The 13,579-nt window shown below is 63.8% G+C and carries 12 protein-coding genes; 3 read left to right on the plus strand and 9 right to left on the minus strand.

From position 1 onward, the window contains the following. Positions 1-162 precede the first annotated feature (162 nt). The 9 genes from tatC to JQ592_RS06045 all read right to left on the minus strand — a co-directional run bounded on the left by tatC (position 163) and on the right by JQ592_RS06045 (position 9,403). A complete protein-coding gene (tatC, locus tag JQ592_RS06005) occupies positions 163-975 on the minus strand; it encodes a twin-arginine translocase subunit TatC (protein ID WP_211401988.1) in 813 nt (270 codons plus the stop codon). Further along, positions 972-1,508: a Sec-independent protein translocase protein TatB gene (tatB, locus tag JQ592_RS06010; RefSeq protein WP_211401989.1), complete on the minus strand. Its 537-nt coding sequence runs from the start codon at positions 1,506-1,508 to the stop codon at positions 972-974. Before tatB ends, tatC begins: the two co-directional genes overlap by 4 nt. Before the next feature lie 89 nt (positions 1,509-1,597). Beyond that, a complete protein-coding gene (locus JQ592_RS06015; RefSeq protein WP_018642198.1) occupies positions 1,598-1,831 on the minus strand; it encodes a twin-arginine translocase TatA/TatE family subunit in 234 nt (77 codons plus the stop codon). A gap of 166 nt (positions 1,832-1,997) precedes the next feature. Then, positions 1,998-2,762 (minus strand): SMC-Scp complex subunit ScpB, encoded by a 765-nt coding sequence (gene scpB / locus JQ592_RS06020; RefSeq protein ID WP_211401990.1) that lies wholly within the window; start codon positions 2,760-2,762, stop codon positions 1,998-2,000. A 21-nt stretch (positions 2,763-2,783) separates the two neighbouring features. Continuing rightward, entirely contained in the window at positions 2,784-3,623 is an 840-nt protein-coding gene (locus JQ592_RS06025) for a segregation and condensation protein A (RefSeq protein WP_018642200.1), read from the minus strand. After that, complete coding sequence (nagZ, locus tag JQ592_RS06030) at positions 3,620-4,648, minus strand: beta-N-acetylhexosaminidase (protein WP_211401991.1); 1,029 nt, start codon at positions 4,646-4,648, stop codon at positions 3,620-3,622. Before nagZ ends, JQ592_RS06025 begins: the two co-directional genes overlap by 4 nt. Before the next feature lie 46 nt (positions 4,649-4,694). After that, positions 4,695-6,254, minus strand: a complete 1,560-nt coding sequence (locus JQ592_RS06035; protein ID WP_211401992.1) for an SPOR domain-containing protein — start codon at positions 6,252-6,254, stop codon at positions 4,695-4,697. Between the two features lie 140 nt (positions 6,255-6,394). Then, positions 6,395-8,185 carry an arginine--tRNA ligase gene (gene argS / locus JQ592_RS06040; protein WP_211401993.1) on the minus strand — a complete coding sequence of 597 codons (1,791 nt, stop codon included), beginning with the start codon at positions 8,183-8,185 and terminating at the stop codon, positions 6,395-6,397. A gap of 9 nt (positions 8,186-8,194) precedes the next feature. Continuing rightward, positions 8,195-9,403, minus strand: coding sequence for a deoxyguanosinetriphosphate triphosphohydrolase (locus tag JQ592_RS06045; RefSeq protein WP_211401994.1), 1,209 nt, complete (start codon positions 9,401-9,403; stop codon positions 8,195-8,197). Positions 9,404-9,526: 123 nt separating this feature from the next. Here JQ592_RS06045 and erpA point away from each other — a divergent pair, with 123 nt between their 5' ends. The 3 genes from erpA to JQ592_RS06060 all read left to right on the plus strand — a co-directional run bounded on the left by erpA (position 9,527) and on the right by JQ592_RS06060 (position 13,514). Then, complete coding sequence (gene erpA / locus JQ592_RS06050) at positions 9,527-9,856, plus strand: iron-sulfur cluster insertion protein ErpA (RefSeq protein ID WP_024342679.1); 330 nt, start codon at positions 9,527-9,529, stop codon at positions 9,854-9,856. 701 nt (positions 9,857-10,557) lie between these two features. Then, the gene (locus JQ592_RS06055; protein WP_211402520.1) at positions 10,558-12,363 is read left to right on the plus strand and encodes an alpha/beta fold hydrolase; all 1,806 of its coding nucleotides are present in this window, start codon (positions 10,558-10,560) and stop codon (positions 12,361-12,363) included. A 470-nt stretch (positions 12,364-12,833) separates the two neighbouring features. Further along, positions 12,834-13,514 (plus strand): hypothetical protein, encoded by a 681-nt coding sequence (locus JQ592_RS06060; protein ID WP_211401995.1) that lies wholly within the window; start codon positions 12,834-12,836, stop codon positions 13,512-13,514. Positions 13,515-13,579 lie beyond the last annotated feature (65 nt).

The following is a 13,579-nucleotide window of genomic DNA, read 5'->3' on the forward strand; positions in this document are numbered from 1 at the left end:
GTAAACATACAACGGCAAACGTTGTACGTCAGCGCGCCTCCCCTAGCACAGCTGTCATCATCCGCGAAGGCGGATGATCCAGTATTCCAGAGACGTCAGTGATTCCCCGATAGGCGGCCGCGTACTGGATTCCCCGCCTTCGCGGGGAATGACACCGAGTCCCTACTCCGCCGGATTGGCCGGCGTCGACACGTCGGTACCGGTCGCCTGCGACGAGGCCGCCGCCTTCTTCTCCACCATCCCCACCGCGATGATCGAGCCCTCGTAGAGCGCCAGCAAGGGGATCGCCAGCGAGCATTGGCTCAGCACATCGGGCGGCGTCAGCACAGCCGCGATCACGAAGGCGATGACGATGAAATACCGCCGCTTCTCGCGCAGCATTTTCGACGTGACGATGCCGATGCGGCCGAGGAGCGTCAGGATCACCGGGAGCTGGAAGGCGATGCCGAAGGCGAAGATCAGCGACATCATCAGCGACAGATATTCGCCGACCTTGGGCAAAAGCTGGATCTGCGCTGTCTCGTCGCTGCCGGCCTGCTGCATGCCAAGCGAGAAGCGCACCAGCATCGGCAGCACGACGAAATAGACCAGCGCCGCGCCCAGCACGAAGAAGAACGGGGTCGCGACCAGATACGGCAGGAAGGCCTGCTTCTCGTGCTTGTAGAGCCCTGGCGCCACGAACTTGTAGATCTGCGTCGCGACGATCGGAAACGAGATGAAACCTGCGCCGAACAGCGCGAGCTTGAGCTGCGTGATGAAATATTCCAGCAGCGCCGTGTAGATGAATTTGGAGTTCTCGGGCCCTGCGACCCACACGAACGGCCAGACCAGCACATTGTAGATCTGCTTGGCGAAGAAGAAGCAGAAGATGAAGGCCACGCCAAAGCCGAGCAGCGCCTTGATCAGCCGCGAGCGCAGCTCGATCAGGTGGTCCATCAGCGGGGCTTTGCTGGCCTCGATATCGGCGTCGGTCATGACGCTTTGGCGTCCTTGATCGCTTCGGATGGCGCGGTGTCCTGCGCGACCTTTGCCTGCTCGACCTCACGGGTGATGGCGAGCGGCTCGTTCACGGCCGCATGCGCCTCGGCTTCCACGAAGGTCTCTGGCGTCGGGGCTTCTGGGGTGGTCGGAGTCGCCGGCGCTTCGATTGAAGTCGCCGGCGTTTCACTTGAAATCGCCGGCGGTTCGACGGCAGTGGCGGCCGACGTCTCGGCCGGCTTGTCCAGCGCATCGACGCGGAGCGCGTCGCTGACGTCCTTCTGGAGCGAGGTCAGTGGATTGAATCCAGTAGCGGCTTCCTTGACCTCATCAAAGCTCTTCTTGAGGTCGGCCATCTCGGCCTCGCGCATCGCCTCCTGGAACTGGCCCTGGAATTCGGCGGCCATCTTGCGGGCCTTGCCCATCCACTGTCCGACCATGCGCAGCACGCCCGGCAGCTCCTTCGGGCCGATGGCGATCAGGGCCACGACCCCGATCAGGACCAGTTCACTCCACCCGATGTCGAACATGAGGTCTTCCGTTCACGCGAAGCCGCAACCGGCCCAATCCCTTGCGCGCAGGATCCGGGCCGCTACCCGCGTCTCGCGTGCTCTCTGGCTCAGACGGCCTTGCTGCCGACGTCGGACCGTGCCGCGGTCGGCGCGGCGTTGTGCTCGATGGACTTGGCCGGCTCGGGCTTCTCGGCAGGCTTGTCGTCGTCCTGCATGCCCTTCTTGAACGCCTTGATGCCCTGCGCCACGTCGCCCATCAGATCCGAAATCTTGCCGCGGCCGAACAGCAGCAGGACCACTGCGATCACCAAGATCCAGTGCCAAATGCTGAGTGAACCCATCCTGCAACCCTCCAAACGCGCATGGCCGGGGACCCGGCCGATCTTCACCGAAACCTAGGCTTGGCGGGTGTCAAAAACAAGGACCAAGGCAGCGCCAATTCGCTGTTGGCACTACGTAATCTTGCTAGTGTTAACCGGTCGCAGGGCCCCTCAGAAGGACGATACGTCAGTCCTCGGCGCCGCCTTCGCTGCCACCCTCGCCGCCGCCCTCATTGCCGCCTTCCGGCGCCTCGGGCTCGACCGCCGGCGCGAGCGCCAGATCGAGGTCCTCGCCCGGTTCCAGCGGATCCTCGTCCTCACGCAGCGCCGGATCGTCCGACGGCGTCGGCACGCTGAAGCCCGTCGGCAGGCGCGAATCCAGGAGGCCCGTGCCCTTCAGCTCTTCCAGGCCGGGCAGGTCGCCGAGCTGTTCCAAGGTGAACTGCGACAGGAAGTCCTCGGTGGTTCCGAACGTCAGCGGACGGCCCGGCGTCTTGCGACGGCCGCGCGGCTTGATCCAGCCGGTCTCCAGCAGCACGTCGAGCGTGCCCTTCGAGGTGACGACGCCGCGGATCTCCTCGATCTCGGCGCGCGTCACCGGCTGGTGATAGGCGATGATCGCCAGCACCTCGATCGCGGCGCGCGACAGACGGCGGGTCTCGGTGCTCTCGCGCGTCATCAGCCAGGCGAGATCGCCGGCGGTGCGGAAGGTCCATTTGTTGGCGACCCGCACGAGGTTGACACCGCGCGAGGCGTAGTCGGCCTGGAGCTGCTCAAGCGCGGCCTTGACGTCCACGCCATCGGGCATGCGCTTGGCCAGCGTTGCGGTATCCAGCGGTTCACTCGAAGCGAACAGCAGCGCTTCCAGCAGCCGTAGCTCTTCGGGACGTGCCTGGGTCTCGTTCTCCATCGGCTCGGCCTCTTCTACCCGCACTTCAGCCAGGCTTGCCATGACAGACTCTCCTTCTTGCACTTAAGCGACCGGCGCGTCGGGCGCAGGAGCTGCGTCCGGAACCGGTTTAGGGCGCCCCTTCCGGAAATAGATCGGCGCAAACGCCTCTTTCTGGTTCAGCTCGAGCTGACCCTCGCGCACCAGCTCGAGCGCGGCGGCGAAGCTCGAGGCGAACACTGTCGCGCGCTGCGTGGGATCGGCGACGTGCCGGATCAGGAAGTCATCGAGAACACCCCAGTCGTCCTGTTCGGTGATGCTGCCGACCAGCCGCTCCAGCGTGGCGCGCGCTTCCGCCAGCGACCACACCGTGCGCTTGGCCAGATGCACGCTTGCCAGCACGCGCGACTGCCGCTGCGAGGCATAGGCAGTGAGCAGGTCGTAGAGCGTTGCGGTGTATTTCGGATGCTTGATCTCGGCGATCTGCTCGGGCTCGCCGCGCGGGAAGATGTCGCGCTGCAACTGTGGCCGGTTCATCAGCCGGTTGGCGGCTTCGCGAATGGCTTCCAGACGGCGCAGGCGGTTGGCGAGCGCGGTCGCCATCTGTTCGGCGCTCGGCCCTTCCGCGCTCGGCGGCTCCGGCAGCAGCAGACGCGATTTCAGGAATGCAAGCCAGGCCGCCATGACCAGATAGTCGGCGGCGAGCTCCAGCCGGATCTTTCGCGCGGCTTCGATGAAGTGGAGATACTGGTCGGCCAGCGCCAGGATCGAGATCTTGGCGAGATCGACCTTCTGCTGCCGCGCCAGCGCGAGCAGCAGGTCGAGCGGGCCTTCATAGCCCTCGACGTCCACCACCAACGCCGGCTCGCCCTCGGCGAGCTCTGCGGGCCGCCCGGTTTCAAACGATAGGATTTCTGCGGTCATGCGGATGCCGTGTTTGCCCGTGCGATCAATGCGTCCAGCTCAGTGCGTGCCGCCGCCCGGTCGAACGGCTGCGGCGCCTTGCGTGCGGCGAGCGCGGCGGACGCTCGCTCCAGCGCCTTGCCGGACAGTTCCGGCGTCTGACCGGCGACCTCGCGCATTTCGTCGATGTTGCCGTTGCAATGCAGGGCCATGTCGCAGCCGGCCGCGAAAATCGCGCGGGTCCGCTCGGCGATGCTGCCCGCCAGCGCGTTCATCGACACGTCATCACTCATTAACAAACCCTGGAACCCGATTGCGCCGCGAATCACCTGAGCAATCATTGTCGCAGATGTCGTCGCCGGATGGGCGGGGTCGACGGCGCTAAACACAACATGTGCAGTCATGGCCATCGGCAGATCCGCCAGCGGCTGGAACGCCGCGAAATCGGTCCGTTCCAATTCGTCCCGGGGCGTGTCGACGGTCGGCAGCTTGAAATGGGTGTCGGCGGTGGCGCGGCCATGGCCGGGGATATGCTTGAGCACCGGCAGCACCCCGCCCTGCTCCAGGCCCTCGGTGACCGCGCGGGCGATCGCCGCGACCTTGCCCGGTGAGGTGCCGTAGGCCCGGTTCCCGATCACGGCGTCGGCGCCCGGTACCGGCACGTCGGCCAGCGGCAGGCAGTCCACGGTAATGCCGAGATCCGCGAGATCGGCCGCGATCAGGCGGGCGCTGAGCCGCGCCGCGGTGAGTCCGAGCACCGAATCAGTGTCGTACAAAGTCGCGAACACGGCCCCCGGTGGGTAGACCGGCCAGTGCGGCGGGCCGAGCCGCTGCACGCGTCCGCCCTCCTGATCGATCAGGACCGGCGCATCAGGCGCATTCGCAACTGCCCGCAATTCCGCAACCAATGCAGCAACTTGAGCTGGTGTCGCGACATTGCGCTTGAAGAGGATGAAGCCCCATGGGCGTTCGGCACGGATGAACTCCCGCTCGGCGGCGGTCAGTTCCGTTCCGGATACGCCGGTAATGAAGGCCCGCGTGCTCATAACGGCCGATTAACCCTGACCCGCGAGGGGGTCAAGGAAACGGCCGCTAATTCCTCTGGACGAAGCAGGACGGAAGGCCTGCAGACTTCAGGCTGTTGCAAGCCTGCGTCGCTTCCTCGGCCGAACCGTAGGGCCCGGCGAAGGCGCGGTAGACGACGCCCTTGCCCTTGTCGCTGAGATCCACCCGCTTGATCACCGGCGAGCGCGATCCGAGCACGCTGCCATATTTGCTCTGGAGCACCCGGTACGAGGCGGCGGCACTGTCCTCGCTCTGCTGCGAGGAGACCTGCACGATGAAGCCACCACCACCACCGCTGCTCGCGGGCGCAATTTGCGTCGGGTTGGTCGCAGCCATCCGCTGCGGCGGCTCGGCCGCCGGTACCGATTGCGGCGCCAACGACATTGGCTGGTTAGCGCTGGCATTGGCCGAGGTCGGCGGATTGCGCGGCGCGGCCGGAGCAGCGGGCGCGGCAACAGGCTTCGGCGCGGCTGCTGCCGGCTTGGCAGCGGCCGATTGGGGCGTGGCGCTGTCGGTCTGATCACCCTTCACGGCCACGGTCCTGATCGGGCGCGGCGAATTGTTCGGCAGCGTGCCATTGCTCGGGGTCGGCCCTACGCTCGGCGGCGGCACCGCAGACGGCGACACGCTCGCCACCGATGGCGGATTCGCATTCTGGTTCAGTGGTGGGAACACCACGCGGGGACCGCCCGCCCTGGCGTTGACGTCGACAGGCGCCTCCTCGCGCGGCACGATCTTCTCGGTGCCGTCACCGGTGACCATGCGATCCGGCACCTTGGCCGAGGAATCCGTCGGTGCCGGCACGACCTTGGTCGGGGTGTTGTCGGCCTTGATGATCGGCGGCTCGCCGCTGCGGGGCGATCCGACGTAGGTCTTGTAGGCGAAGGCCGCGCCGGTGCCGACCACCGCAAGCGCGAGGATCGCCGCAACCGTCATCATGCCGCCGCGCTGCTTCTTCGGCTCGTCGAGGTCGGCCTCGGGATAGTCGCTCTGGAACGCGTAAGGGTCGTCCGGATAGGCCGGATCGCGCTGAAAGTCCTGCTCGCCCGTCTCCAGCCGTCCGTAGAGCGCATCGTCGTAGCGCGACGGATCGGGCTGCTGATACGGCTCCTGATAGGTCTGCTCCTGCTGATAAGCTTGGGTCTGATAAGCCTGATCCTGGTGAGCGTGATCCTGATAGGCCTGCGGTTGATGAAAATCAGGCTCCGGCGCGGCCGGCTGGGCGGAATAACGGTGCAACGGATGAACCGGGCTGACAGAAACGGGATAGTCGGGCTCCGGCGCGGGGGCCGGCTGCGGCTGCACGTTGGCACGGCGCATCCATGACGGCGGCCCGGACGGAGGCGGCGGGGCCGGCTCGGCATAGTCCTGCTGATAATCGTCCTGACGGTAGTCCTCGTCCTGATAGCTCTGCGCGGGTGCTGCCGGCTGGCGCGCGGCGGGCCGGCCCTGCGCGGCGAACGGATCGGTCTGTCCGATCAGGCGGGCGAGCTCGGCCAACGGATCGTTTTCCGCCTTCCCATGCTGATCGCCGCCGCGACCATAGTCATCGGAAGGAAACGGTCTGTCGTGATATCGTTCGGCCATCGTGATGATGCGTCCCTTCGGGAAAGCCGCGCGCCCCTCGACCAAGGCACGGCTTTCGACCCACAAGGCTTTCAACCAAGTCTAAGCGATCCGGCTTCTGCCGGTTACCCCCGAATTCCCCTTAAGTAGTTCGCCCCAAACTACCGCATCTCGTCCGGAGCATGGACGCCGAGGATGGCGAGGCCCGATGCCAGGACAGAGACGACGCCCTGGACCATGGCCAGTCGCGCCTTTGTAAGATCTGCATCATTATTGATAATGAAGCGTAAATAGGGCAAATCGCGCCCCTTCGTCCAAAGTGCGTGAAATTCGCTGGCTAAATCATAGAGATAAAAGGCAATTCGGTGCGGCTCATGGGCCGCGGCGGCGGCTTCCAGCATGCGCGGATAAATTGCGAGGCGCTTAAGAAGATCGAGTTCGACGGGGTCAGACAGCCGTTCCACCGCCGACTCAGCGAGCCAGGCGATGCGCTTGCCGGCGTCCTCGGGGAGTTCCGGGAATACCTCAGCCCGCGCGTTGCGGAAGATCGAGTGGCCGCGGGCATGGCCGTACTGGACGTAGAACACCGGGTTGTCGCGCGACTGTTCCATGACCTTGGCGAGGTCGAAGTCGAGCACCGCGTCGTTCTTCCGGTAGAGCATCATAAAGCGGACGGCATCCTGGCCGACTTCATCCACCACCTCACGCAGGGTGACGAAGTCCCCGCTCCGCTTCGACATTTTTACCGGCTCGCCGTTGCGCAGCAGCTTCACGAGCTGGACGATCTTGACGTCGAGCGATCCCTTGCCCGAGGTCGTCGCCTTCACCGCCGCCTGCATGCGCTTGATGTAGCCGCCATGATCGGCGCCCCAGACGTCGATCATCTCCGCAAAACCGCGGTCGAACTTGTTCTTGTGGTAGGCGATGTCGGAGGCGAAGTAGGTGTAGGAATTGTCCGACTTGATCAGCGGACGATCGACGTCGTCGCCGTAAGCGGTCGCCTTGAACAGCAACTGCTCGCGGTCTTCCCAGTCCTCGACCGGCGCGCCCTTCGGCGGCGGCAGGCGACCTTCGTAGATATCGCCCTTGGCCTTCAGGAAATCGATGGTCTCGGCGACCTTGTTGTTGCCGGTCTCGATCAGCGAGCGCTCCGAGAAGAACACGTCGTGACGGATGTTGAGGGCGGCGAGATCGTCCTTGATCTCGTCCATCATCATCGCGATCGCCTTGGCGCGTACGGTCGGCAGCCATTCGGCCTCGCTCATCGCGCGCAGCTTGTCGCCGTGTTCCGTCGCGAGCGCCTGCCCGACCGGCTTCAGATAGTCGCCGGGATAGAGCCCCTCCGGGATGGCGCCGATATCCTCGCCGAGCGCCTCGCGATACCTCAGGAACGCGGAACGCGCGAGCACGTCGACCTGCGCACCAGCGTCGTTGATGTAATATTCGCGGGTGACGTCATGGCCGCCGAACTGGAGCAGGCTCGCCAGCGCGTCGCCGAACACGGCGCCGCGGCAATGGCCGACATGCATCGGCCCGGTCGGATTGGCCGAGACATATTCGACATTGACCTTGGAGCCGCCCTGGACGCGGCCGTAATCGGGGCCTTCGCGCAGCACGGTGCGCAGCGCCTCGGCCCAGGCCGCGGGCTTCAGCGTCAGGTTGATGAAGCCAGGACCGGCGACATCGACCTTGGCGATCAACGCATCGGCGCGCAGCTGCTCGGCGATCTGCTCGGCGAGATCGCGCGGCTTTGCCTTTGCCTCTTTCGCAAGCACCATCGCGGCATTGGTCGCCATGTCGCCATGGGTGGCGTCGCGCGGCGGCTCGACCACCACGCGGGAGAAATCGATGCCCTCGGGCCAGCTGGCGTCCGCCGCGAGCGCGCGGCAGGCGGCGTGCACACGTGCGAGCACGTCGGCGAACAGATGCAGGGATGAGGGTGTCTGGGGCATGGGCGCCGCCTAACGCAAATCCGGGGTCGAGTCAAAAAGCCGCTGGTGCTCGGTCAGGGCGAAACGGTCGGTCATTCCGGCAATGAAATTGCCGATCCGCCGGGCCCGGTCGCCCTCGTCGTCCGCCTCCGCCCCGACCAGCCATTCCGGCGGCAGCTCCGCCGGCGATTTCAGGTATTTCGCGAACAGGTCGAACAGGATCTGCTCGGCCTCCCCCATCACCCGCATCACCCGCTTGTGGCGGTACATGTGCTGGTAAAGGAAGGTTTTGATGGCGGCCTCCTCCTCGGCGACCTCCGCGGGGAACGCGACCAGCGCCCGGCTCAGCCGGCGCACGTCCTGGGCCGATTGCGGCCTGGTGGCTGCGAGGTTCTTCTGCGCCTCGGCAAACACCGCGCCGATCAGATGCGAGATCAGCTCGCGCACCAGCTCGGCACCGCGCCGGACGTCTTCGAGATCAGGATAGTGGGCCGCGATCCCGTCGATGATCTCGGCGGTGAGCGGCATGACCTTGAGATCGTCGAGATCGAACAGGCCCGCGCGCAGGCCGTCGTCGATGTCGTGAGCGTCATAGGCGATGTCGTCGGCGATAGCGGCGACCTGGGCTTCGAGCGAAGCAAAACTCCACAATTCGAGATCGTAGACCTTGATGTAGTCGGCGATCCCGACAGGAATGCCGTGCTCGCAATAGCGGCCGACCGGCGCGCCGCTGCGATCGGTCAGCGGGCCGTTGTGCTTGACGATGCCCTCCAGCGACTCCCAGGTCAGGTTGAGCCCGTCGAATTCGGGGTAGCGATGCTCGAGCGCTGACACGACGCGCAAGGTCTGGGCATTGTGATCGAAGCCGCCGAACTCCTTCAGACAGGCGTCGAGCGCCCGCTCGCCAGCGTGGCCGAACGGCGGATGGCCGAGGTCGTGGGCAAGCGCGAGGGTTTCGGTGAGGTCCTCGTCCAGCCCGAGCTGACGGGCCAGCGCGCGGGCGATCTGCGCCACCTCCAGCGAATGGGTCAGCCGGGTGCGGTAATGGTCGCCCTCGTGGAACACGAACACCTGGGTCTTGTACTTCAGGCGGCGGAACGCGGTGGAATGGATCACCCGGTCGCAATCCCGCCGGAACGGGCTGCGGGTCCGGCTCGGGGGCTCGGCAACCAGCCGGCCGCGGCTGCGATCGGGGTCGCAGGCATAGGGCGCGCGGGGGGCTGCCATTCCGACGGACACGGCGAATTTAGTCCCTATCCATTTGATTCTGCGTATGGTGGCACTTAACTATGTCAGGCGCGGGATACCAAATGAATTGGGCAAGTGAACTTGGTATGACCGCGGGACTATCGGAGACCAGCAATGACGACTGCCGTGACCATCAGTGACCGAGCCGCACGCCGGATTGGGGAGATCCTCAAGGGCGAAGGGTCGGGCGCGATGCTGCGCATCTCGGTCGAGGGCGGCGGCTGCTCCGGCTTCCAGTACAAGTTCGACATCGACCGCGCCCGCACTGACGACGACCTCGTGATCGAGCAGGACAACGCGGTGGTGCTGGTCGATTCCGCCTCGCAGCCGTTCCTCGCGGGCTCGCAGGTCGATTTCGTCGACGATCTGATCGGCGCCTCGTTCCGCGTCAACAATCCGAACGCGACGGCGTCCTGCGGCTGCGGCACCAGCTTCTCGGTCTAGCCCGACTTAAAATCTGAAAAACAACCCCATGCACAGTAGCCGGGACGCCGGCACGATGCATTTCGGACTTTACGAACGCCATTTGACGCGTCGGGCAAAACAGGGGTAACCTGTGATCATCGCGGGGTCCCCAAAAGCGGGGCTCGGCGGGTCCGATACAGTCTGACGCCGAAGCGGCCCCTGCCGCAGTCCAATCATTCGAGAAAGTTCGAATCTCGTCAGCGGCGCCATTTGCTTCCGGCCAGTTTCTGGTGGGGGACCGATCCGTCCGAGATTGAGCATCGCTGCCTTGGCGCCGAGCAGTAGCTCCGAGCGCCATATAGAGCTGCATGCCATCTCCGTGTAGCAGAATCCCAAGCATCGCCCGACGATCCAGCTGGTCGTCCGTAGGAACGCGGATTTCGGCTCCCGCGTTCTTCAGGGGCGACTGTGTATCACCGACTTTTGCAACCGCAGCCGGATCGTGAATCTTCGGTCTCGCAAAAGATGAAGTCTTCCGTTGGGTGGTACACGTCCGGGTTACTTCGGAGTAGCTAACGATCGCGCGAATGATCTCATAGTTGGGGCGATCCTGCGATCTAAAGTCCCTGTAGGCTCAGGACGACCGTCAGATGACTATGTCAGCCACCCACAGCTCGCTGTTGATTTTCCGCAACCCCGATGACGGTAGCCGGGAGGAGATTTACGATGGTGAACCCGTGATGACCGTCCAAGCTCACGACGTGCGGACTATCGATGCTGCAATACCCTTGCCGAAGATCACCGCGGTCACTCCCCCTCTGGCGCCGGCCGAGGCGCTCACGGCGCCTGAGCTGTTCGACCGTTTGGCTCGCGCGATCACGGCGCGCTGGACCGGCGGACTTTCGCCCGCGACGCTTGCGCTAGCGCTTCTTGACTGGCAACTCCATCTTGCGGCCTCGCCGGGCAAGCAACTCGCCCTGGCGAGTGAAGCCGCCTGGGACCTGATGCGGTTTTTCGCAACACTGGCGACCCGGCATCCGACCTTTCCGAGCTGGTCGATGATCGCGCCGGCGGCGAACGATCGTCGATTTTCCGATCCGGATTGGGAGCTGCCGGCGCTCAACATGCTGGCGCAGGCTTTCCTGCTGCACCAGCGATGGTGGCGATCCGCAACAACTGACGTCCGCGGTGTGGCGCGGCCGAACGCGGCAATCGCGGATTTTGCGATCAGGCAATGCCTGGAGGTGATGGCACCGACCAATTTCGCGCTGACCAATCCCGAAGTGCTGCGCAAGATCATGGAAACCGGTGGCGGCAACTTCGTCGGCGGCTTGCACAATTGGCTGGAGGATTGGAAGGCGTTCCCCATGGGCCGAGAACCGGCTCACCATTTCGTGGTGGGCAGGAACGTCGCCGTCACCAAAGGAAAGGTCGTATATCGCAACGAACTGATCGAGCTGATCCAATATTCTCCGGTAACGCGAACGGTTCGACCCGAACCGGTTCTGATAGTCCCGGCATGGATCATGAAGTACTATATTCTCGACTTGTCGCCGCGCAACTCGCTGGTCCGCTTCCTGATCGAACACGGCTTCACTGTCTTCATGATCTCGTGGCGCAACCCAACGGCGGATGACCGGAACCTGAGTCTCGAAGACTACCGACGCCTCGGCGTTGAAGCCGCAATCGAAGCGATCAGCCGGATCATACCCGGGCAACCCATTCACGCCGCTGGATATTGTCTGGGCGGAACGTTGCTGTCGATCGAGGCCGCGCGACTAAGCAAACAGAAGCCTGACCGTCTCCGCTCGATGACACTGCTCGCCGCACAAACCGACTTCACCGAGCCTGGCGAACTAACGCTGTTCATCAATGAAAGCCAGGTGTCACTCCTCGAAGACATGATGTGGCAGCGAGGCGTGCTCGAGGCCGCGCAGATGGCCGGTGCGTTCCGGATAATTCGCTCGATCGATCGGATCTGGTCGCGCGCGGTTCGCGAGTATCTGATCGGCGAGCGTGAGCCTGTGAGTGATTTAATGGCCTGGAATGCCGATACGACGAGGATGCCCTATCGCATGCATTCGGACTATCTCCGGCAGCTCTTCCTCAACAACGACCTGGCAGCTGGACGTTACCGCGCCGATGGCGAGCCGGTCGCGCTGTCGGATCTCCACGCGCCCATGTTCGTTGTGGGAACGCTGCACGATCATGTCGCGCCCTGGAGGTCGACATTCAAGGTTCATTTCCTCGCCGATGCGGACGTCACCTTCGTGCTCGCAAGCGGTGGACACAATGCAGGCATCGTGGCCGCTCCGGATGAGGAGGGGCCCTCGTACCAGATATTCACCAAGAAGGCGCATACACCCTATGTTGGACCGGACGAATGGCTGAAGGCGGCGCCAAGCCACGAGGGCTCATGGTGGGGCGAATGGATTGGGTTCTTGGACGCCTATTCGGGTGAACCCGTTCCGCCGCCAATCGGGGATCTCGCAAGAAGCAGCGAACCGCTCGACGATGCCCCAGGCAAGTACGTGCTGGAGCAATAGAGCTGCGCTCACGGACCTCGCGCGCATTATTGCGCTACGAGAGCAGGCTGGTCTCCGCTCACCTGCCTCGAGAGCCGCAACCCATCACGCAGCGTCTCGCCGGCCGATGCACAGAACGGCCGAAGTCCACGCCACGTCACGCTGCAGCGCTGCGACCTCGCATTCCTCATGCAGCATGGGCGCGATCGCGCAGAGCAGGCCATGAACGCAGGGAAGCCAAAAGGCCGGGCTAGCGGAGCGCAGTCAAGGCCGCAGCCGGTCGCGCGAAGCGCGAGCGGCACCGGGCCACTTCATGCGATGCCGCTTCAGTGCCATCAAAAACAAAGTGCAGGCAAATACTTACGACCCCCGACAGCCCGGAGCAACACCGTCGCTTTTATCTAGCCGTCTTGATCGGTCGCCGGGGCGCTGTCGTTCTGTTTTCGATATTGATACAAGTTCAGTGAACGGCGGATCGGTAGATTTCAAGGATGTCAAAAAGCATCTCCGTAACAGATCTTCAAAGCGCACTGAATGCCGCACAGATACGGCTCAAACGTGCAGTGCAAGCTCTCGCACCTAAGCATAAGGGTGGAGAGCTTGAGGAGTTTGCCGCGGCCCAGGAGGCTTTGCTTGAGGCGGAGCGCGCCCTCGCAGCAGCGCAGAACGAACCGCATGCCATTCCAATTGAGTTTCCCGTACAATGGGACACCGGCGCTCCGCTTCCCTATTTGCTCCAGAACGACTATCGGGCGTTTCTCGTGTTCTTCCTGCGCGACGCTGACCCAGGGTGGGATAGAACCTACGTCAACATTCGTCACGCTGATGACGCCAGTCCAAGCAACCTTGCAGTTGTCGAGTTCAAACGTTGCATATGCACAAAGATGGGGACACCAAACGACGAGGTGTTTCATGGCCATCCGCTGAACGGCAAGGGCTTGCGAGGGTATAGTCCGCTACGAGTGAAGAATTCTCTTTGGATCAAGGAACTGGAGGCGATCAATTCAATACATAGCGGCTACAGACCCGAAGCCTGGCGCGGTCTCAACCACTACATCTTCGGATTCCACGACTGTACCTTCGAATGTGTCGCGGAATCATTCCTCGTTGAGGCAAGAGCGACGACTGTTCCTGAATTGCTCACCGAAATTTGCGGCAAACTTGTCCAGTAGGGTCGCCTCGACACCTCGAGTCCCTCCGGTCCCTCCAAAGCGGCGTAGCGCTAGTGTGCAGGGAA

Origin of the sequence: Bradyrhizobium iriomotense (assembly GCF_018129405.1) — a bacterium.
GTDB classification, from domain to species: Bacteria; Pseudomonadota; Alphaproteobacteria; order Rhizobiales; family Xanthobacteraceae; genus Bradyrhizobium; species Bradyrhizobium iriomotense_B.